Raw genomic sequence first — 20,796 nt, 5'->3', positions numbered from 1 at the left:
AGGCGTTTGTGGGTGGATGGGGATGGGGCCCCGGGGAAGGGGCAGAGGGCGAATCGCAACGCCCTAGCCCCTTCCCCGGGTTTCAGAGCCATAAAAGAACATATTTTAAGCGAAGTAGAAAGCACCACGAAACTCCGTTCGCTAAGCAATTAAAAAATCAACCATCACAAACAAACGCCCTTTTTCCCTCCCCCGGGAAGAATCGCGAAGATATAATTATAGTAAGACAAAAATGGGGTTTCGAAACACAAAGTGTAAGTGCTCTGAAATCGATGACAAAAAAGAAGCGGAAGAAAAAAGGAAAGCGACAAACAGGGTGATAGTGCCCTTAGTCGCGAAGACAAAAGAACAGAAAGAACAAAAAGAAAAAGGAAAAACCCATGCTCCACACATTCCGGGGAGGGCCTCGGGAGGGATCCCTGTTCCTCCCGCCCTCCAAATCCCTAGCCCACAGAAAAATAATTCTCGCCGCCCTGGCGCCCCGTGGGGGAGAAGTGCATCTCTCTGAAATTTCAAAGGACATCGAGGACACCATCAATCTCATAAAATCCCTGGGCGCCACCATAACCATCACAAATACAAAAAACGAACATCACATAACCATCGCCCCGATACCGAAACACATCACCGCCCCCGTCCATATCCACGTAAACGAAAGCGCCACCACCCTGCGCATCGCCCTCATCCTCGCCCCGGCCCTGGCGGATTCCGTCACCTTCACCGCAGGCAAAAGCCTCGCCGCCCGCCCCATGGATGAAGGCATCCGCTTCCTGAAAGAAAACGGCGTAAACGTCACAGGCCCCTGGCCCATCAAAACAAAAGGCCGCCTCGCCTTTGAACGCGCAGAAATCAGCGCCGAAACCACCGGCCAATTCGCCACAGGCGCCCTCCTCGCCGCCGCCACACAAAAACAAGGCGCCACCCTCACCGTGAAACACCCCGTCTCCCGCCCCTACATCCACATGACCGCCGCCCTCATAACCGAAGCCGGCATCGCCGTAGACGAAAAACACGATGCCTTTATCGTCAAAAAAGGCGAAATCCACGCCACAAGCCCCGAAATAGAAGGCGACTATAGCCACGCCGCCGCCTTCATCGTCGCCAACGCCATGGGCAGCAAAATAAGCCTTGAAAACCTCCCCACCCATAGTCTCCAAGGCGACACAAAAATTCACCAACACATCCAATCCATCAAAGCACACAAGCCCGTGGACCTCACCCACACCCCCGACCTCCTCATGGCCCTCGCCGTCCTCGCCACAAAACACGGCGCCACCTTTACAGGCATCCGCCGCCTCCGCACCAAAGAAACCGACCGCATCGCCGCCACCGTCGCCATGCTCCGCGTCCTGGGTATAAACACAACAGCCACGGAAGACACACTCATCGTCGCCCCGGGAAAAATTCGCCCCGCCACCGTAGACACCTTCGGCGATCACCGCATCGCCTTCGCCGCCTTCGCCGCCGCCTGCACCTCAGAAGGCCCCATCACCCTGAAAAACCCCGAGGCCGCAAACAAAAGCTGGCTCGGCTTCTACGCCGCCGTAGAAAAACTCCCCCTCATCGGCGCACACAAAGCAGAAAACAAAAAATAGAAACAGAAAGGAACACCATGGGAAAAAACATCCACATCACCCTCTTCGGCGAAAGCCACGGCAAAGGCGTCGGCGCCCTTATCACCGGCATGCCGCCCCACATCCCCGTGGGCGAAGCCGCCATCGATCGCGCCCTCGCCCGCCGCAGACCCGAAGGCCCCTACGCCACCCCCCGCAAAGAGCCCGATCCCTGGGAAATCCTCTCCGGCACCTACAAAGGCAAAACCACAGGCGACCCGCTGGCCATCTGGATCCCCAACAAAGACACAAAAAGCGAAGACTACGACAACCTGCCCTACCGCCCCGGCCATGGCGACTACACCGCCCACATAAAAACCTTCGGCGCCGACGACCCCCGAGGCGGAGGCTACCGAAGCGGCCGCCTCACCGCCCCCCTCGTCGCCGCAGGCGCCATCGCAGCGGGCTTTCTCGAGACACAAAACATATCTATCACATCAGAAATAACAGAAATCGGGGGAGAACAAGACCCCGCGCGTCAACAAAAAGCATTAGCACAAGCCAAAGAAGAAAAAGACAGCCTCGGCGGCATGGTAAAGCTAAGCATTACAGGCGTGCCGGCAGGACTCGGCGGCCCCCGAGAAAACTCCGCCCAAAGCGCTCTGGCCCAGGCCCTTTATAGCGTCGGCGCCGTAAAAAGCGTGGCCTTCGGGGCGGGAGATGCAGCCGCCCGATTAAAAGGCAGCCAAAACAACGACCCCTATATAGAAGAAAACGGCCACATCCACACCACAACCAATCGCGCCGGCGGAACCTTAAGCGGCATCACCACGGGAGAAGCCATGGAAATCACCGTCGCCGTCAAGCCCACCCCCTCCATCGGCAAAAAACAACACACCGTCGATCGAGAGGGGAAAAACACCGAAATACAAATCCAAGGCCGCCACGACACCGCCCTCGTGTGCCGCATCCCCGTGGTGCTCGAAGCCGCCGCCGCAATTGAAATCCTCGATCTGTGGTGCGAGCGGCAAAAAGAAATCGCCCTCTTTGAAAAAATAGGAGAAAACCAATGACAAAAAACATCGTCATCATCGGCATGCCCGGCGTGGGCAAAACCTCCGTCGCCGAAGCCGTCGCCGAAAAACTCGGCATACCATGCATCGACATCGATACCGAAATCATCAAAAAACACGGCGACATCCCCAAAATCTTCGAACAACAAGGCGAAAAAGCCTTCCGCGCCTACGAAAAGGGGGCCGTCATCCAAGCCGCGGGGGAAGAAGCCGTCGTCATCGCCACCGGCGGCGGAAGCCTCCTCGATCCCGAAAACACCGCCGCCTTAAAGGCCACAGGCACCCTCTACTGGATCACCCGCCCACTGGAAGAGCTGGCCACCGACGGCCGCCCCCTCTCAAAAGGCGGCATCGAAACCCTAAGAAAACTTTATAGGGAAAGAAAACCCATCTATCAAGCCGCCGCCCACCACATCGTAAAAAACACCACCGTGGACGAAGCCGCCTGCGCCATCCTCGCCCTGGAAAAGTTACAAAACAATAAAAAATAAACCCCTGTCATAGAACTGTAATTTAAAACCCTGCGGGACTCGTGTATAATGAAGCTACATTGAGAATCCGAAAGTATATGGCATTCTCATGACATGGAGCGACTTTACTTCAATGCTTGAAGCAAGGGCCGCTCAATGGTATAATGATGTAAGATTCACAGGAATATGCCTGGAAGAATCTGAAAATTCATAAGGAGGTCGAAAGACAAGATGAACAAGAAATTTCTTAGCCTTGTACTCGCACTAGTCATGGTACTTGGCACATTCAGCTCCGTCTTTGCGGCAAAACCTGCTGAAAAAAAGGAAGCTAAAGAAGCTCCCAAGGCAACTGAAAAAGTTGTTCCTAAAATCACAGGTAAAAAAGCAAAGATCCAATGGCTGCAAGACAACGGATACGTTGAAGGACGTAAAGTCAACGAAGATCCCAAAAACAACGATCTGGCACTTGACAAAAACATTCAACGTGCAGAAGTTAGTAAACTTCTCGTGTACGCTATTGGTAGAGAAAACCTGGCAAACAAAATCGCCGGCACTTTCAAACCCTACTCTGATGTTGACAACAAGCACTGGGCTAACGGATTCATTACTGTAGGTTCTACTGAAAAGTCCCCTGCGAATGAGCTGGCTTTCCTGATCGGTTATCCGGACAAAACTTTCAAACCGGCTAACAACGTAACCTACGCCGAATTGGCAAAAATGTTGGTTACCTTAGCCAAAACAGATCTCACCAAAGACATGCACGACAAAGCCAACAAAGATTGGCCTCGTCAATGGATGGCTTGGGCAGCAGAAATGGGTATTCTTGAAGACGTAGACGTGAAAAATTCTAACGACCCTGCAGTGCGTGAAGATGCTTTCACCATGATCTACAACGCAATGTATAAACTGAAATACATCAAGAAGATGCCTGCTGCTGAAACCATGGGTATCCTGTCTCAAATTAAGAACGGCGAAATCACGTTAAACCAAGGTGACAAAGCTAAAACGGCTAAGATCACCCCGAACACCACCTTCGTTCTTTATGACTATCGCACAAGTAACGATGTAAACGCCAACGAAAGACAACTTCCCGGCGGATACAGAATTACTACTGCAAGCGCAATTGGTAACCCTGAATTCTACTACGGTTCCTTAATGCGCGTTATTACCAACGAAAAAGGTGAAGCTACTCACGTATTAGAACTCGGTAACCCGGAATACCTGGCTATCGGTATTAATGGCTGGAACGGCGACAACGCACGTTGGGCAGATGTTGCTGACGCTACTGTAGAAACTCGCGTCACAGGCGTAGAAGCTCAAACCGGCCATGTAAACGGAGCAGCTGCTAAGATTAACTACACCAACAGCGATCCGACATCCATTACTTTCCAACTAGGCCACTTTGGTCGTAGACCGGTTAACGAAACCGGTGCAGAACGTTACAACAATAGCTACGTTCCTGTAAACGGAACAACTTTAGGTGAAAGAGTTGATCTTCGCCTGACGAAGGACACCCGCTACTTCGTAGCTGACGTTCGCTCCAACCAACTGACGGAAGTTAAAGACGTAGACGAAGCAATCCGTATCCTTGGAAACGTAAGTGCTTCCAACTGGTTCTTCAATGTCTATGCCGGTTATAACAAAATTGACGGCAGACCTGCTCATGAAACTTCTCAACCTCATGCAATTGAAGGTTACAACGAAGCGACTGTAGTTGTATTCAACGCAGTTCAAAAAGACAACAACCACGCTGAACTTTTGCGTGTAAGAAACGAAGCAACTTCTAAATATGACATCACCTTCGAAAACACCGATGGTGCCGAAGTTATGAAGAACGTTGCAAGCTACCGCGAAGCTTATCCCTTCAACTACAAGGATGCAAAACTTAACGTTGTTGAGTACACTGTAAACGCAGCACGCGGTATCAACGTTGAACTTAAGATTAAACACAGCGATACCGACAAATATCCTATCGTTAAGGTTGAAGAAATCGACGGTAGAAATGTATTCGTTGTAGACGAATATGGTAATAGAGCCGGACTTCAATTAGGATCCGAATATGACCTGTTCATCAAGGGTCAACTTAAGGAAGGCGCTTTAATCCAATTCCGTACCGTAACTAACAACACCAAGAACGGTAACGCTACTGACACTGACAGATTAGAAATCGTATCTGTAATGCCTAAAGAATACAAGGGCGGCCTGAAAGGCAATGTAAAAGAAGTTGTTTACGGCAACCAAAAGAACCAAAAAGTTGGTAACATTGCACTTGTAGACATTCTGAACGAAGTAGACCATGGCAGAACTCTTGTTAAGATTGACACATTAAACAAATTCTTCCATCTTGGCTCCGGTCGTTTCTATGACTTAGTTAAACTGAACAATGACGAAGCAAATGCTCTTAAAGTTTGGTTAGAAAAACTGCCTGCAGCAAAGGCCGGTAAAGATGAAGTTCGTTTCAAAGTCAAACCTTTCACTGCAAAAGAAGACATTGAAATCTATGACATCGAAGTAAATACCGGAACTGCTTGGGAACCGGTAAAAACTGTAGTTGAAGACATGAAAAAAGCACAACAAAAAGCTTTAGATGATTTCAACAAAGAAGTTGCAAAAGTACCGGCAGCTAAAGAAGATTACAAAGATGCTTTAGCTCTTACCGATGCTAACGTTGCTGCTGAAAAGAAAAAAGTAGAAGATCTGAAGAAAGAGTTTACAGAACTCAAGACTGATCAACTTAAAGCAGAAGACGTTCAAAAGGCTAAAGATGCTCTCAACAAAGCTATCAAGGCTTTCAATGAAGCAGCTGCTCAAGCAAAGACAGACGGTAAGGTTAAGACCGAAGAAAAAATTGATCCAGTTCAATAAGTTATTCGGTTAACTAAAAAAAGGACCCTTCGGGGTTCTTTTTTTGTGCCCAAATTTTCTAAGATGCTACATAACACCATAACAAAACCACAGAATACGAATACCAAAGAGCCCCGCGTGGGCTCTTTTTTTTGTTTTAAATACCTGTGTGGGGAAAATAAAAAAACTTCTGATTCTGACATATAGACTATGAGCCTGAAAATTCGGTGGCACGAAACTTCTAAACACTATTAAAAAATCGAAAAAAAGATTTTTTCGCCACAAAAAGCGTCTATACCTTCAGGGATTAAAAAGTGGATCTAAACACAGAATCCCCGGAAGCGGTGACGGAATATAAAATCACCGGGCTCGATTAGTAAATAGTAATAATAGGAGGAAAAATATGTCAAAGAAAAAATTAAAGCAATTAATGGTTCCTGCGTGTGTCATGGCGGCGGTGGTGCTCTTGTGCCTTCTGGTGCTCTACATCATTCAGCGGAAAGGGTGGTCTTTAGCGAGCGTGGAATTAAGCGTGGAAACTTGCCTGAATAAATTCGAAATAAAGCTAGGCAGAGCCATCCTTCACCTCTTAAATCGCGCAAAAGAAAAAATTACAAGGTCACCGGAGAAAGAGAAAAGGAAGCAGAAGATGATAAAGAAAAAGCGGAAGGCGAAGAAAAAGAATAAGGGAAAGAAAAAAGGTAAGAATAAAAAAATAAAATCCCTTCGCCGTAGGTAAAATTCCCCGCCGATTTCTATGTAATAGGTGAAGGGGCAAGTGCCCGAGAAAAAATTCTCCCTTTCCTTCCGAAACCGTAGGTAAAATTCCCCGCCGATTTCTATGTAATAGGTGAAGGGGCAAGTGCCCGAGAAAAAATTCTCCCTTTCCTTCCGAAACCGTAGGTAAAATTCCCCGCGAATTTCTATCTAATAGGTGAAGGGAGTAAAGCCCCGCCCCGGGCGCTGTCCCTTCCGTCCGCAATCCCTACACTATCTCAAGGAGGTACAAATGTCCGACAAAAACAAATCCCTGCGCGTCGTCTACCTGGATACCGACAGCGCAGGCAAAACCCGCCGCCGTGCCAACACCTACTCCGGCCTGGTCCCCGATGCCGATAACGAAGCGATGAAAAAAGCCGCTCAAGCCATCGACGGCCTCACCAATCAAAAAATGACCTACGCCGAAGTCATCACCAATGAGCGTATCAACTAAGGAGGTAAACCATGGAAAAGAAATACCTGACATTCACCTTCGTTGACGAAGGCCAAAAATCCGCCACCCTGCGCATCACCGACCCGAAAGAAGGCCTGGATTCCAACGCCGCCAAAGTCGGTGCCCAAGCCATCATCGATTCCGGCGTCTTCCGCGCCAAGGGCAAATTCACCGCCGTGGAAAAAGGCGAACTCACCACCGTCACCACGTCCACCCTCTTTCAAGCCTAAAGAGGCCGCCCATGACCCTCGATGAAATCCTCTCCCTCATCGCAAATACCGGCTTTCCCATTGTCGTGGCCAGCTACTTCATCCTCCGCATGGAAGAAAAACTCGATCAGCTCACCGAGACCATCGCCGCCTTGAGCCACACAATCGAAAGCAAAATGCAATGAAAGAGGGACCGCTTTGGTCCCTCATTTCATTGCAAAAAAACACAGTTTTGCGAAAAGTCGATTTTGTTTTGTTGATTGCACTTAGATATTCTCTCGCATACCGTTTGCTATTGCCTTCCAATGGCACATCCCTTGTGATCCGTGATCCCTCTTTCCTTAATTCACAATTCCATTCTTTCATGGCTTTTAGACCCGGGGGCAGGGAAAATCCCGCCGTGACCCGATTTAAATTGCGTAGTTGACGTAATGGATTCAAGTTACTTTCTTGCTTAGAAATTGATTCTTTTACGGCTCTGAGACCCGGGGAAGGGGCTAGGGCGTTGCGATTCGCCCTCTGCCCCTTCCCCGGGGCCCCATCCCCATCCACCCACAAACGCCTTTTAGCAGTGCAAATGCCTGACGGCATTTGATTTGTATTGGGCTGCGTCGCGATACGGACGTTGTGAGTTGGGGCGTGACAGATCGTATAGAAGGAAAGCAACAAAAGTAGATGTGCAGATGATTTAAAGTTTTGATTTATTTCTCGAATAGATCGGAATGTGATCCGGTTCGAGTCAAGGTTAGGATTAAGTGTTTGCTATCGTCCATGTAAATGAGTAGCCAGTTTGGCCGTACGTGACACTCACGGTGCCCCGCCCAATTATTAGAAAGAGCGTGATCACGGTGCTTTTCAGGTAGTGGATGACCTTCCGCTAACAATCTGATGACTTGATTCAGTTCATCAATGGGTAGTCCACGCTTCTTGGCGAGCTTATAGTCTTTTTTAAATTGCCTGGTCCAGCTGATTTCTCGCTTCATTTATTTAACTCTGCTAGGGCTTCTTCTACGTCGGAATAGTAAACGGTATCGGGATCAGCTGCCATTAAATTTGCTTCTTGTATTGCCTGCATAGTTGTTTTATTGGGTTGTTCCAATTTTACTTCAAATGGAAAGCCCCCTGTGCGGACTGCTTGACGCAAAAAAACATTAATGGCTGTTGTTAAATTCATTCCAAGCTCTTGAAAAATCTGCTCGCTGTCTTGTTTCACTTGTTTATCCATGCGAACGCTGAAAGTAGTTGTCTTTGACATGATGAGCCTCCTTTTAAGAAATTATATGGCCTATGCATTGCAAAGTCAAGCTAATAGATGCCTATCAAAAACTTCAATTGAATTACTAACCACTAACCTAAAATATCCCAACTCACTTTCTTTCGTAGGTGACACAGCCCAATACAAATCGAAGCCCGTAGGGCTTCGCACATCTAAAAAGCGTTAGGGTGGAGGGGGATGGGGCCCCGGGGAAGGGCCAGAGGGCGTACAACTATACATCCGCTTCGTGAAGGCTTCGCCTCCCCGAAACGGTGTAAGACTGCATCTGACCTTCCTACGACACGCTGCGCTTGTCGGGATAGGTCATGAAATCGCAACGCCCTAGGCCCTTCCCCGGGTCTCAAAGCCACGTAAGAATATTTTTTAAGCGAAAGAAGTAACTTGAATTCTTTACGTTTGCTTTGCATTCAAGAATCACGAAAGAAAAAATAAAACGCAAGACACAAAAAGGAAAATAATATCCTCATTCTTCCCGGTTATAAGGGCGAGATAACATCTCGCCCTTATAACCTCCCCACATTGAACATATGTTTATCCTGTGGTAAAATAAAAAGAAAAACGAAACATTTGTTCAACTTCATCGTGAAAGGAGTCTCTATGGAAAGCCAAATGATCGCTCGTGCCAAATCTCGGGATCCCGAGGCTTTGGCCCAATTGCTCGTGGATCTCGCGCCCATCACTCGGGCCACGATCCGTCGCATTCAGCCTTATGCGACAGATCCGGATAATTTATACGGAGAGGCGAATCTGATTTTATTAGATGCCCTGGAGGATTTCGATCCCGATCGGGGCGTGCCTTTTCATCTTTTTTACAGGAAGCGTCTCTCTTATTTCCTTATGGACGATTTAAAGCGCAGTGTAAAGGAGGCCACCGTTCCCCTTACCACGGAAATGGAAGGCCTTGTCGCCGACGTGGCGGACACGGAGGAGGATTTTATTCTCCTGGAGCGGGCGGAGGCGTTGCATCAAATCGTCAATGATCTGCCCCATCGAGAGCGGGCGGTGGTGAGTTTATATTTCTTCTGCCATTTGTCTCTTTCGGAAATCTCCGCCCGCCTGGGGATTTCCTATCAAACGGTGGCCAACACAAAGTCTCGTGCCATGAAGCATTTAAGGAGGATCTATGATTCTAAACAAACAGTTGATTCACTATAATTTTTCGTCGAGAAACGGCGCGCGCATCGCCTACATTGTGGTCCACGACACGGGCAATCCCGCCGCCGGTGCCGATGCCATGGCCCATTTTCGCTATTTCTCCGGCGGCAATCGCAAGGCCAGCGCCCATTATTTCGTCGACGATGCGGGCGTGGTGCAAATCATCGAAGACGCGTACGCCGCCTGGCATTGCGGCGACGGCCACGGAAAGCACGGCATCACCAATCGCAATTCCATCGGCGTGGAGATTTGCATCAATCAAGGCATCGACCGCAAGGCTGCCTTGGCCTATGCCCGCAGCTTGGTAAAGGAGCTTATGGCTTTTTATCGCATCCCGAAAGATCACGTGGTGCGCCACTTCGACGCCTCTCGCAAGATTTGTCCCGGTACTATGGCCAAAAATAATTGGGCCGAGTGGTGGGGCTTTTGGGAAAGTCTTTAAATTCCGCCGCCGCCCCACCGATTCCTTCCACGATACGAGCCTTCGGGCTCGTTTTTTTGTGCGGCAAATGTAAATTTGAAAAGAGCCGTGAAACGGAAAAAAAAGAAGGCGCCTTGAAAAATCAAGGGGCCTTTTGTGTGGCGTATTTATAAGATGCCGATGAGCTGAAGTGCGCCGATGCCGATGGGGTAGGTGACGATGGCGAGGAGGAAGCTCGCCGTAATGATTTTCGAGGCCAGTTGGTAGTCGGAGCCCATTTCCCGGGCGAAGATAAAGCAGTTAATGGCGCAGGGGGTGGACCAAAAGACGTAGGCGACGCCCAGTTCCACTTTGCCCATGCCCATCAAGATCCCCAGGGGCACGAGGGCAAGGGGTGCGAGGACGGTGCGAATGGATGCGGCTGCAAAGATGAGGCCCAGGTCGTCTTTCAGGGACGAGAAGTCCAGGCTTGCGCCGATAAGCAGCAGAGACAGGGGCGTGGACAGGCGGGCGAGGAGGTTCATGCCGTCGGTGAGGCCTTTGTAGACGGGAATATGTAGAAAGTTGAAGAGAAGGCCCGTTAAGATGCCGATGATCATGGGGTTTTTCAACACCTTCAAGGCGATGGCGGCGGGGCGCACTTTCGCATCGGGATCTTCGCTGTAGTAGGTGAGTAGAAAAATGGCGTAAATATTGTAGAGGGTGAGGCCGAAGGCGATGATGATCATCACGTGTTCCGCCGAGGGCGTGGTAAAGAGGGCGTCTAAAATGGGAAAGCCCACGTAAACGAAATTGGAGCGAAAGGCGCAGTGAACGAAGGAAGAGAGTTTTTTCGGGTCTTTAATAAAAAGGCGGGCGAAAAACCATGTGCCGAAGAAGATAATGGAGATGCCTAAAAGAATATAGACCACATAGGGCACGTCGAGGGTGCGAATGGTGGCGGTGCGCATATTATCGAAAAGCTTCAAGGGCAGGGCCAGGTAGAAGACGATCCAGGTGGCTTTCTTTACGAAGGCCTCGTCTAAAAAGCCCTTTTCTTTGGCGCCGTAGCCCACGAAAAGAACGAAGAAGATGGGAAAAATAATGTTGATGCCGAGTAAAAAATGTGTCATAAGTACCCCCATTTGATTATAGAAGATTCATCATAAAATGTAAAATCCGCTGAATTGCCGCACTTTTTTCCCGTCGCCTTGTTTGGTGCCGATCCTTGGTCTATGATGAAATGAGAAAGGAAGATGATCGTGAAAAAAAGTCGCACGCTCTCGCCGGCCATGACCTTTATCCTCATGTTCGGCATGGTCAGTTTATTTTCGGACATGACCCACGAAGGGGCCGCCAGCATGCGGGGGGCCTATCTCTCCTTCCTCGGGGCCTCCGCCGCCACCATCGGCTTCGTCTCGGGCCTCGGGGAACTGGTGGGCTACGCCATGCGCTACGTCTTCGGCGCCATCACGGACAGGACGGGAAAGTATTGGCCCATGGTCATCGGGGGCTATGCGCTGGACATTCTCGCGGTGCCGGCTCTGGCGCTCGTGGGCGAGCACGGCTGGGTGGCCGCCTCGGCGCTTTTGATTATTCAGCGCATGGGCAAGGCCATTAAGAAGCCGGCGAAGGATACGATTATGTCTTTTGCCGCCAGTCGGGAAGGGGCCGGAAGGAGCTTCGCCATTCAGGAGGTGCTGGATCAAATCGGGGCCTTTCTGGGGCCGGTGCTCCTCTTTGCCGTCATGAGCGCAAAGTCGGGACTGCCCAAGGCCGAGCTTTATTCCGCGGCCTTCGCCGTCTTGGCCGTGCCCGGGGCCATGACCTTGGTTTTGCTCCTCGTGACGAAAAGAAAATTTCCGAATCCGGAAGAATTCGAAGGGGGAAAGACAGTCTACGAGCCCCTGAAGCTGAAGCGGGCCTTTAAGATTTATATGGCGGGGATCAGCCTCTTCGCCTTCGGCTTTATGGACTACGCCCTGATTTTAATGCACATCACCAAGCACATGGGCCATTACGGCGGTCTCGTCACCACCGGCACCCTGCCCCTGATTTACGCGGGAGCCATGTTGGTGGATGCGGCAGCGGCCGTCATTTTCGGCCATCTCTTCGACAAAAAAGGCGTCGGGGCATTGGTCGCGGCCACGGTGGCGGCATCGCCCTTCGCCATTCTCGTCTTTTACGCTGAGTCCCTGCCCCTTTTGCTTCTCGGCGTCGCCCTTTGGGGCGTGGGCATGGGCGCCCAGGAATCCGTCTTGAAAGCTGCCGTGGCCACCATGGTGGACAAATCCGCCCGCGCCACGGGCTACGGCATTTTCGAATGCGCCTTCGGCGTCTTTTGGTTTATGGGCAGCTGGCTTTTAGGCAGCCTCTACGACGTGAATTTGGGGTTGATGATCGCCGTTTCCGTGGCCGCCCAATTGGCCGCGGCGCCCCTCTTTTATTTGGCGGCAAAGGCGATGGAATCTTCGGCGAAGGGGTAAAAATAAGTTGATAAAGCAAATAAACTTGCAAAGATAAGGAGCGTATTATGGATAAATTGGCGATTCAGGAAACCTACGGCGAGCGATTTCAACATTGTTGGGGATGCGGCCCGAAAAACGACGAGGGCTTGCACTTAAAATCCTATCCCGACGGGGAGAAGTGCATCTGCACCTTTACGCCGGGGAAGGCATACACCGGTGGCGTGCCGAAAAATCTCTTCGGCGGCATGATCGCCATGCTCTTCGACTGCCACGGCACGGCCTCCGCGGCCTATTTCAAGCATCGGGACAAGGGCCTCGAGCTTATAAAGGACACGGTCATCGGCCGCTTCATTACGGCCCATCTTGCCATCGACTTTAAAAAGCCCGTGCCCATGGAAAGCCCCGTCACCATTACCGCCACGGCGAAGGAAATCGGCGAGCGGAAAGTGGTGGTGGACATGGTCATGGAAGCGGCGGGGGACGTGCGGGCCGAGGCCCACATGGTGGCCGTGGCCGTAAAGGACAATATGTAGAAGGGGCGAAGCATGAAAACATTGATTATTGTGGATGCACAGGTGGATTTTATTTCGGGCTCTTTGGCCTGCAAGGGGAGCGATGAGGCATTGAAGCATCTCGTGGAATTGATCGAGAGCAACCCGGACATGGCCGTGGTCTACACGGCGGATTGGCACAGCCCCACCAACGGTAGTTTCGAAAAAAACGGCGGCATTTGGCCCGTGCACTGCGTAGAAAATACCGAAGGCGCCGGTCTCTACCAAGGCTTTTACACCCTGTCGCGAGAAGACGCCCGGCCCAATGACAAAAACATCTTTAAAAAAGGCCGTTGCGACGACGTGGAAGAATACTCCGGTTGTTTGGGGACCAACGCTGCCGGCGACGTGCTGAAAGATTTCGTCACAGGCGACATCCTTGTAGCCGGCTTCGCCAGCGAATACTGCGTTCGCGAAACCCTTTTGGGCCTTCGGGAAGAGGGCCTGAACGCCGCCCTTTACCTTCCCGGCGTCGCCTACGTGGACGAAAAAGACCACGAGAAAAACCTGGCCGATTTGAAAAAGCGGAACATTCCGATTTTGGAAGATTGATGTCAGCGTAATATAACACGCCGGCAATCGAAAAAAGCAGCTCCCCGGTAGAGAACTGCTTTTTATCTTTCATAGAGGTCCATATTTTTCAGAGCCTTGAGTTGATCGCGTCTTGCATAGATTAGATTCAAAACATAAACCTTTCCGGAGGCGGCGTCCGGTCGGTAGTAGATATAGAAATTTTTGAAAGTGATCTTACGTACACCCCTCGCGTGCCACGGTTCACGTTCCACTGGTGCCATGCTGTCTGCCATGTAGGAAAGTCTTTCCATTTCTTTGCGCAGAGATCGGATGTAATTTAAGGCGACCTCGGGCACCTGCAGAGTCTCGGCTATATAATCTTTGATCCCGCGAAGGTCCGCTTCCACGTCCGGCGTAAGGATGATTTCATAGTTGTTCACTTTTGCAGGCCCTTTTCAAGTTCATCGAACACATCCCCGATGGGTCTGCCTTCGCCGCGGACCGATTGTGCATAGCTGCGTTCAAGCATTTCGTCGAGCGCCGCATCCGACATGGTATCCATTGTTTTCGGTTCTGACGGAACAGTTAAGGGGAATGGGATGCCGTGACGATAAATGATCTGGCGGTACAAGGAATTAATGACGACAGAGACGGGAACTCCGAGCTGCTTCAGAATATCCTCCGCCTCATTTTTTATATTATTTTCAACGCGTGCGCTTACTGTGGAATCTTTCATATGATGACACCTCCCATTGCCTATATTGTAATTCGATGTCTTACTGATTGCAATACATTAGGCGAAGCGTGTCTGTAAATTTCATTCATTTCCGAAAAAGTAAATTTCCCTCGCCCTGTCGGATTCGAAAAAAAAGGGCGTAAGGGCCGGGCCAATAGGATATGAATAGATAAAGAACGAATGAAGAAAAAATACGCAGAAAGGGAGCGAAGATGATTATTGGCGTGAGCGCCTGTTTGCTTGGCGAAAACTGCAAATACAACGGCGGAAACAACGAATCAAACAAGCTGCGTGACTATGTAAAGGGCCACACTGTGGTCGCCGTCTGCCCCGAAGTCATGGGCGGCATGCCCACGCCGAGGGATCCCGCGGAAATCGTAGGCGGCGTGGTGCGGCAAAAAAGCGGCCGCTCCGTGGATGCGGAATTTCGCACAGGCGCCCGGGCGGCGCTGAAAAAAATAAAAGATGCCGGGGCGGAACTCGCGATCCTTCAGTCCCGCAGCCCCTCCTGCGGCGTGAAAGAAATCTACGACGGCACCTTCACCGGGCGGCTGGTGAAGGGAAAAGGCGTCTTTGCCGCCATGGTCGAGGAAGCAGGCATAAGAACCGTGGACGTGGAAGACTTGTAAAGGAAAGGTGTCCGATGAAAAGCATCATCATTCTTTCGCCGAGCAAAGAAATGGACTTTGCCCTCGGCGATCAACTGCCCGCTTTGGACGAGGCGGCGAAAAAAATTCTGGGCGCCTTGCAACGCATGAGCCTGGAAGCGCTGGCGGCGCAACTGCAACTGAGCGGGGAGCAGGCGCGAATCATCTACGACGCCACCCAAAAGGCGGCGCTTCCCACGGCGAAAGCGGCGGCGGACACCTATCGGGGCCTCGCCTTTCGCCAAATGGATCGGGAGATCCTCCTCTCGCCATTTGCACGGGACAGGGTGCGGATTCTTTCCGCCCTTTACGGCCCATCGCCCCCGATGCGCCCATCAATCCCTATCGGCTGGATTTCACCAAAAGCCTGAATGTGGATGGCGCGTCATTGAAAAGCTTGCAGAAGAAAAACTTCACCGACAAACTGGCCGATTGCTGTATCTACAATTTGGCCTCCAAAGAATTTTCCGAGCGTATCGACAAAAAGCAAGTGGCCCGGTGGATCGACGTGGAATTTTACATGGATCCGAGTATGAAAAAGCGCGCCCCCTCCGCCACCTGCAAAAAACTCCGCGGCCAACTGGCGGCGCACCTTCTCGCCATGGAATCCTTCGAAGAAAAAACCTTCGCCGCCTTTCGCTGCGACGGCTTTCACCTGCTTCCACTTGATGAGGAAGGCCGCTATGTTTATACGCGGTGAGTGGATGGTTTTGTCAATAAAAAATACTCGGGAAAGGAAGGCCAATGAACAAGCTTTACGCGAAAAATGACTTGTATTTCGCTCTGTTGTGGATCGTCATTTACTGCGCCGTCACCGCGCCGCTCAGGGAAGCTTTCGGAGACGACAGCCTATGGTTGGTGGGCGAGCTTTTGATCGTCGCCCTGATCCTTACGCTTTTTGTCAAAAGAAATCACCTGGCAGAGAAAATCGGGTTGCGGCCGTTTCCGAAGGATGGCAAGCGGTATTTGTATTTTATTCCCATGTGGTTTTTGGCCACCGGCAATCTGTGGGGGGGCGTGGAACCGGTCTACTCCGGGTGGAATCAGCTTGTGGCCGTTTCGACCATGCTCCTTATCGGCTACGTGGAAGAATTTATTTTTCGCGGTCTGCTGTTTTCGGCCATGCTCTCGCGATACGACGATCGAAAGGCCATCATTATTTCGTCAATTACCTTCGGCATTGGCCACATTGTAAATTTACTTACCGGGCAATTGGCTCCGGAGACCTTTATTCAAGTGATCTTTGCCGTCGCCTGGGGATTTATCTTGACCATGGTCGTCTATCGTTCGAAAAGTCTTTGGCCCGCCATCGTCGCCCACGGGCTGGTGGACGCATTCTCCGTCTTCTCTCGGGAGCAAGCGGCGCCGAGCCTGTTGGCCACGTGGATCTATCCTTTGGTGACCATCGCCGTGGCCCTCGTGTACTGCAGCTATTTGAGCAAATAAAGCCCCGCGAACCATGGGATAAGGAGCGGTTGCGCCCTTAGCCCTTGTTTTCTTTCTTAATATTCTCTTTTTCGGAGGCGGAACGTTTGACGATTTTGCCGCCATTTTATCGCGATTTTTACATGAAGGAGCGTCTTATGACAGTTTGGACCTTGGCTCTGATCGCCTCAATTTTATTGCTTCTGTTTACTGTAAGGCGGAAATTTCCGAAAAGGCGGGCCAAGCCCGTGGCGATTGTCTTGGAAATCGGCCTCGTCTTGTGCATGACTTTCAGGGTGGTCTTTCCCGTGCTTCCCGCGCCGGCACCGACGGGATCCGAGGCGGTTCGCGTAGACACAGTGTATTACAAACACGAAACCGCCTACCCGGACATGGCCACGGAGGGAAAGGAAAGGGAAATCCCCGTCCACGTGTACCATCCGGAGAAGATGAGGCAGGGCGCCCATCCCCTCTTTCTCTTTTCTCACGGCGCTTTCGGCGTGGGCACGTCCAACGAAACTTTATTTCGCGAACTGGCGTCCCGTGGGTATGTGGTCATGTCTTTGGACCATCCCCATCACGCATTTTTCAGCAAACTGTCGACCGGAAAGACGGTGTTTGCGGATAGGACGTTTCTTAACGAGGTCATTCGGTCCCAAGGATCTGAGGATTTAGAGACCGCCTTGGCCGATCTGAACCGCTGGATAGATCCGAGGATCGAAGACATTGATTTCGTTATGGATAAGATTTTTGACGACAAAGCCGACAATGCGTACGAAGGGATGATCGACAGAAGACAAGTGATCCTTTCGGGCCACTCCTTAGGCGGCGGGGCGGTTTTGGCCGTGGGTCGCGCGCGGCCCGAGGATGTGAAGGACCTGGTGGTTTTGGAGGCGCCTTTTGTGAAAGACATCGAAGGCGTCGAGGGCGATGGCTACAAATTTACGCCGACGCCTTATCCGCGGCCGATTCTGCATATTTATTCCGACGCCCTGTGGGGAAAGACGGGGGCGATCCCCACGTACGCACGAAACGAGGAACTGATTCAGGCGAAGGATCCGAAATTTGAGAACCGCCACGTGAAAGGCGTGGGGCATGTGGGCCTTACGGATTTGTCGAGGATCTCACCGATCTTAACGGATCAAATCGACGGCGGCTTGGATAAGCGAAAGGCACCACAAACCCTGCTCGAGATCAATCGTATGGTGATAGAGTACTTGGAAACCGTAGAGAAGTAATTTTCGGAGAATCCCGGTAGGGTGGCGCTTTACAACAACGAGGAACGGGTGATGGAAAGTGGGGAAGGATGATACTTAAATTGCTCGCTTCGGCGGTGCTATTGCTCGCGATCTTCGCCTATAGAAACCTTCATCACGATTACAGCAATGACCGGTTCTTAACGACGAAGGGAAAGAGTAGCGGCTTTAAAGAAAGAACCTACAAAACCGCCGACGGTAGCACCATTGCCTATTTAGAAGGGCCCGGGAACGGGCCGGATCTGTTGTTGATCCACGGGCAAATGGTGTCGAAGGAAGATTACGCCAAGGTACTGCCGGCCTTGTCTCGCGACTTTCACGTGTTCGCCGTGGACTGCTACGGCCACGGCAATTCGTCGAAGGATCCGGACAAGTATTCGATACGCGCGATTTCCGACGATTTGACGGAATTTATGAAAAATGTCATGGTAGAAAAAGCCTATGTAAGCGGCCATTCCTCCGGCGCCTTGATCGGGGCGCGGATCGCCGCAATAAACAAGGACCAGGTGGTTGGGTTTCTGCCGGAAGACGGCCCCTTTTTCTCAACGGAGCCGGGGCGAGCGGAGAAGACCTTCGCCTATAGCGAATTTCAAGTGATGGCGGATTTTCTCGCACAGGATGCGGTGAGAAACTATACGGTGTATTATTTCGATCATTCGGCGATGAGGGAGCAGTTTAACAAAGACGGGAAAGACCACTGGTCTATCTTAGTCAAGAAGCCGTTTCTAAAGCGCATGAAAGAGCGCGGCGGACAAATGCCCGTGGTGTGGTATTACCCGCCGAAGATGAAATTAAATCAGCTGGTCTTGATGACGCGGAATCTACAGGATAAAACCGGTGCTTACGATTTGCGATTCGGCGAAGCTTTCTATGATTTTTCATGGTTCGCAGGATTCGATCAGGAAGCCACGCTTAAATCCATTACCTGCCCCACCTTGATTCTTCACGTGGCGCCCCCGAAGTCCACGGCCCCGAGTTATTACGACGATAATGGCGTGCTGTTGTCCGCCATGGATGAAGACGATGCGCGGAAAGTAAACCGATTAATTCGGGGGAGTGTCTTAAAATCCGGTTTCGCTTCCGATCACGACATCCACGACGATTTGCCGAAGGCCTTTCTTGCGGCGGTGAAGGAATTGAAAACCCTGGCCGAGCGCGTCCAATAAAAGTGGTTGAAGATGCAAGGGAAGCCCCCTGTGGTACCCTATAAAAACTGCAGACTGCTGCTTATGGTCGTCTTTCTTTTGATCTATAATGGGTCGAAAGAGGTGAAGACATGAAGAGTATTTCGACGAAGAAGTTGACGATGATGGCCATGTTTATGGCGCTGACTACGGTGGCGACGATGATGATTCAAATTCCCATTCCCGCCACGAAGGGGTATTTAAATGTGGGGGACACGGTGGTGATCGCATCGGCGCTGTTAATGGGCAAGATGGCCGGCGGGCTGATCGGCGGCATCGGCTCGGCCCTGGCGGATCTTTTGTCGGGCTACGGCTATTACGCCCCCATTACCTTGGTGGTGAAGGGGCTGGAAGGCTTTGTGGCAGGGCTCTTGCACGAAAAGACGCGGCTGAGCTTTATCCTCTGCGGTTTGGCCGGCGGCGTAGTTATGGCTGTGGGCTATTTGCTCGCGGAAGGGCTGATTCTTTATAATTTCCCCACGGCCATCGCCAGTTTCGTGCCCAATTTGATTCAGGGGATCGGCGGTGCCTTGTTGGCGGACATTCTCTACCCTGTTTTGAATTGCGCCATGGGCGAAAAGGGTGCGGCATAATTTTATAAAACGTGGTTTACGGCCCGTCGGATGTCCGGCGGGCTTTGTTGCACAAAAAAACGGCGCCTTTTCGGGCGTCGTTTCTGTTTCGATCAGTCGGAGATGCCGCCGATGACCATTTTGCCTTGGCGCATGAGGTAGAAGTGGTTGTTCATGCCAAGGGCGCGGTGGAAGGTTTTGTCGGATGGGGGCGATTGATGGAGGCTGTCGTCGCCAAAGATCCGTTCCATGTATTTGCCCAGGTTTTCTTCTTTTCCTGCGCTGTTTTTTAATCGATAGTTTTTGCCGCTCCACACCACGGTCATGCCGGATTTCGAGGGCAGATAGCGGACTCTGCGGCCCTCGTCTTCGTATTTCAGAATGGTGATGGGGTAGGTCTCCGGCGTGGGATCCGTCGTGAGGCGGATGGAATCGCCTTCGACATTGAGCTTCATGTGTTTCGCATCGACGAAGCAGTTGATGGCAATGTAGGCTTTGTTCCCGCGGATTATATAATTGTCCATGGCGTACATGCCGAAGTTCAGTCCGTCGGTGGATGTGACGTAGCGGCAGTCGTAGGTGATGCCGAAGCCGTCTTTGGCTTTCATATTGATCGTAAGGTCCAGGGGATCGTCGCTAAAAGTCATGCCTTCTTGTTTGTAGCTCATGGCCATGGCTTTGGCAAAGGCATCGGCCCGAACGTAGAGCTGTCCCTTTTCGGCGAAGGCGTTGATCTTGCCTTTTGATTGTCCGTCGAGGGAGAGGGCCATGTCTTTCGCGCCGAAGCGATTGACATAGGGCACGGGGTCTTCGTTTCCGATAATGGCGGCCCGATCGCCATCGTCCCAGCGCACAGGGTAGCCGAAGAGTTCGGCGATGGCGCGCAGGGGCACGTAGGTGTAGTCGTTTCGAATTTCCGCCGCAACATCGGTGGTGGAAAGCGGATTGCCGTTGGCATAAATGTCGCGGCTGCCGATTTTTACGCTGAAGGTGGGCATGTTTTTCACGCGATCGTTGGCCGGGGCCATGGTTACCTTGCGCTCAGCACCGTTCCAGGTGACGTCGAAGCCGAAGCTTTCGGAGATCAGTCGCAAGGGCACCATGACGCGGCCTTGTTTAATGTAGGGCATGTCTTCGCCGCCGGCCGGATTGGAGCCGTTGATCCACAGGGTGAAGTCGGCGGCGTATGCGGCGGGCGCCGCAAAGAAAAGGAGGGCCAGGGTGAAGAGTAGGGTCAGGCGTTTTTTCACG

Annotated in this window: 24 protein-coding genes and 1 pseudogene; 19 read left to right on the top strand and 6 right to left on the bottom strand. The window is 51.4% G+C overall.

The window, feature by feature from the left end:
• The first annotated feature begins 380 nt into the window (after positions 1 to 380).
• The 8 genes from KO087_RS06495 (at position 381) to KO087_RS06460 (ending at position 7,547) form a co-directional block, all read left to right on the top strand.
• A complete protein-coding gene (locus KO087_RS06495) occupies positions 381 to 1,595 on the top strand; it encodes a 3-phosphoshikimate 1-carboxyvinyltransferase (protein WP_215508491.1) in 1,215 nt (404 codons plus the stop codon).
• Positions 1,596 to 1,612: 17 nt separating this feature from the next.
• A complete protein-coding gene (locus KO087_RS06490; RefSeq protein WP_215508490.1) occupies positions 1,613 to 2,626 on the top strand; it encodes a chorismate synthase in 1,014 nt (337 codons plus the stop codon).
• On the top strand, positions 2,623 to 3,117 hold the full coding sequence (locus tag KO087_RS06485; RefSeq protein ID WP_215508489.1) for a shikimate kinase: 495 nt from the start codon (positions 2,623 to 2,625) through the stop codon (positions 3,115 to 3,117). Before KO087_RS06490 ends, KO087_RS06485 begins: the two co-directional genes overlap by 4 nt.
• Before the next feature lie 210 nt (positions 3,118 to 3,327).
• Positions 3,328 to 5,961, top strand: a complete 2,634-nt coding sequence (locus KO087_RS06480; protein WP_215508488.1) for an S-layer homology domain-containing protein — start codon at positions 3,328 to 3,330, stop codon at positions 5,959 to 5,961.
• Positions 5,962 to 6,343: 382 nt separating this feature from the next.
• Entirely contained in the window at positions 6,344 to 6,679 is a 336-nt protein-coding gene (locus KO087_RS06475; RefSeq protein WP_215508487.1) for a hypothetical protein, read from the top strand.
• 270 nt (positions 6,680 to 6,949) lie between these two features.
• Positions 6,950 to 7,153, top strand: coding sequence for a DUF1659 domain-containing protein (locus KO087_RS06470; protein ID WP_215508486.1), 204 nt, complete (start codon positions 6,950 to 6,952; stop codon positions 7,151 to 7,153).
• 11 nt (positions 7,154 to 7,164) lie between these two features.
• Positions 7,165 to 7,383: a DUF2922 domain-containing protein gene (locus KO087_RS06465; protein WP_215508485.1), complete on the top strand. Its 219-nt coding sequence runs from the start codon at positions 7,165 to 7,167 to the stop codon at positions 7,381 to 7,383.
• 11 nt (positions 7,384 to 7,394) lie between these two features.
• A complete protein-coding gene (locus KO087_RS06460; RefSeq protein WP_215508484.1) occupies positions 7,395 to 7,547 on the top strand; it encodes a YvrJ family protein in 153 nt (50 codons plus the stop codon).
• A gap of 516 nt (positions 7,548 to 8,063) precedes the next feature.
• On the opposite strand, the gene KO087_RS06455 is transcribed toward KO087_RS06460, so the two are convergent.
• Together KO087_RS06455 and KO087_RS06450 are read right to left on the bottom strand one after the other, a co-directional pair.
• Positions 8,064 to 8,345, bottom strand: a complete 282-nt coding sequence (locus KO087_RS06455; protein ID WP_215508483.1) for a type II toxin-antitoxin system YafQ family toxin — start codon at positions 8,343 to 8,345, stop codon at positions 8,064 to 8,066.
• A complete protein-coding gene (locus KO087_RS06450; RefSeq protein WP_251374950.1) occupies positions 8,342 to 8,617 on the bottom strand; it encodes a type II toxin-antitoxin system RelB/DinJ family antitoxin in 276 nt (91 codons plus the stop codon). The genes KO087_RS06455 and KO087_RS06450 overlap by 4 nt, the downstream gene beginning before the upstream one ends.
• Positions 8,618 to 9,235: 618 nt before the next feature.
• Here KO087_RS06450 and KO087_RS06445 point away from each other — a divergent pair.
• Positions 9,236 to 9,793, top strand: a complete 558-nt coding sequence (locus KO087_RS06445) for an RNA polymerase sigma factor (RefSeq protein ID WP_215508482.1) — start codon at positions 9,236 to 9,238, stop codon at positions 9,791 to 9,793.
• Entirely contained in the window at positions 9,762 to 10,235 is a 474-nt protein-coding gene (locus KO087_RS06440) for a peptidoglycan recognition protein family protein (protein ID WP_215508481.1), read from the top strand. The genes KO087_RS06445 and KO087_RS06440 overlap by 32 nt, the downstream gene beginning before the upstream one ends.
• Positions 10,236 to 10,381: 146 nt before the next feature.
• On the opposite strand, the gene KO087_RS06435 is transcribed toward KO087_RS06440, so the two are convergent.
• Complete coding sequence (locus tag KO087_RS06435) at positions 10,382 to 11,326, bottom strand: AEC family transporter (protein ID WP_215508480.1); 945 nt, start codon at positions 11,324 to 11,326, stop codon at positions 10,382 to 10,384.
• A 129-nt stretch (positions 11,327 to 11,455) separates the two neighbouring features.
• On the opposite strand from KO087_RS06435, the gene KO087_RS06430 reads away from it, so the two are divergent.
• The 3 genes from KO087_RS06430 to KO087_RS06420 are packed head-to-tail and all read left to right on the top strand — an operon-like array spanning position 11,456 to position 13,764.
• Complete coding sequence (locus tag KO087_RS06430; RefSeq protein ID WP_251374948.1) at positions 11,456 to 12,679, top strand: MFS transporter; 1,224 nt, start codon at positions 11,456 to 11,458, stop codon at positions 12,677 to 12,679.
• A gap of 47 nt (positions 12,680 to 12,726) precedes the next feature.
• Positions 12,727 to 13,194, top strand: a complete 468-nt coding sequence (locus KO087_RS06425) for a PaaI family thioesterase (RefSeq protein ID WP_215508478.1) — start codon at positions 12,727 to 12,729, stop codon at positions 13,192 to 13,194.
• 12 nt (positions 13,195 to 13,206) lie between these two features.
• The gene (locus tag KO087_RS06420) at positions 13,207 to 13,764 is read left to right on the top strand and encodes an isochorismatase family protein (RefSeq protein ID WP_215508477.1); all 558 of its coding nucleotides are present in this window, start codon (positions 13,207 to 13,209) and stop codon (positions 13,762 to 13,764) included.
• Between the two features lie 62 nt (positions 13,765 to 13,826).
• Here the strand turns inward: KO087_RS06420 and KO087_RS06415 are convergent, their stop codons facing one another.
• Positions 13,827 to 14,165: a type II toxin-antitoxin system RelE/ParE family toxin gene (locus KO087_RS06415; RefSeq protein WP_215508476.1), complete on the bottom strand. Its 339-nt coding sequence runs from the start codon at positions 14,163 to 14,165 to the stop codon at positions 13,827 to 13,829.
• A complete protein-coding gene (locus KO087_RS06410; protein ID WP_215508475.1) occupies positions 14,162 to 14,461 on the bottom strand; it encodes a type II toxin-antitoxin system RelB/DinJ family antitoxin in 300 nt (99 codons plus the stop codon). Before KO087_RS06410 ends, KO087_RS06415 begins: the two co-directional genes overlap by 4 nt.
• A gap of 212 nt (positions 14,462 to 14,673) precedes the next feature.
• On the opposite strand from KO087_RS06410, the gene KO087_RS06405 reads away from it, so the two are divergent.
• The 6 genes and pseudogenes from KO087_RS06405 (at position 14,674) to KO087_RS06375 (ending at position 19,566) form a co-directional block, all read left to right on the top strand.
• Positions 14,674 to 15,090, top strand: a complete 417-nt coding sequence (locus KO087_RS06405; protein ID WP_215508474.1) for a 2-thiouracil desulfurase family protein — start codon at positions 14,674 to 14,676, stop codon at positions 15,088 to 15,090.
• A 14-nt stretch (positions 15,091 to 15,104) separates the two neighbouring features.
• Positions 15,105 to 15,808: pseudogene (gene yaaA / locus KO087_RS09645) on the top strand (peroxide stress protein YaaA).
• Positions 15,809 to 15,852: 44 nt separating this feature from the next.
• The gene (locus KO087_RS06390) at positions 15,853 to 16,554 is read left to right on the top strand and encodes a CPBP family intramembrane glutamic endopeptidase (protein WP_215508472.1); all 702 of its coding nucleotides are present in this window, start codon (positions 15,853 to 15,855) and stop codon (positions 16,552 to 16,554) included.
• A gap of 137 nt (positions 16,555 to 16,691) precedes the next feature.
• A complete protein-coding gene (locus KO087_RS06385) occupies positions 16,692 to 17,771 on the top strand; it encodes an alpha/beta hydrolase family protein (protein ID WP_215508471.1) in 1,080 nt (359 codons plus the stop codon).
• Between the two features lie 68 nt (positions 17,772 to 17,839).
• Complete coding sequence (locus tag KO087_RS06380) at positions 17,840 to 18,955, top strand: alpha/beta hydrolase (protein ID WP_215508470.1); 1,116 nt, start codon at positions 17,840 to 17,842, stop codon at positions 18,953 to 18,955.
• A 110-nt stretch (positions 18,956 to 19,065) separates the two neighbouring features.
• Positions 19,066 to 19,566 (top strand): ECF transporter S component, encoded by a 501-nt coding sequence (locus KO087_RS06375; protein ID WP_215508469.1) that lies wholly within the window; start codon positions 19,066 to 19,068, stop codon positions 19,564 to 19,566.
• A 92-nt stretch (positions 19,567 to 19,658) separates the two neighbouring features.
• On the opposite strand, the gene KO087_RS06370 is transcribed toward KO087_RS06375, so the two are convergent.
• Positions 19,659 to 20,795: a stalk domain-containing protein gene (locus KO087_RS06370; RefSeq protein WP_215508468.1), complete on the bottom strand. Its 1,137-nt coding sequence runs from the start codon at positions 20,793 to 20,795 to the stop codon at positions 19,659 to 19,661.
• Position 20,796: the final 1 nt, after the last annotated feature.

The sequence above is a fragment of the Peptoniphilus rachelemmaiella genome, assembly GCF_943169845.1.
GTDB lineage: Bacteria > Bacillota > Clostridia > Tissierellales > Peptoniphilaceae > Aedoeadaptatus > Aedoeadaptatus rachelemmaiella.
This window is presented reverse-complemented; position numbering and strand designations above follow the sequence as displayed.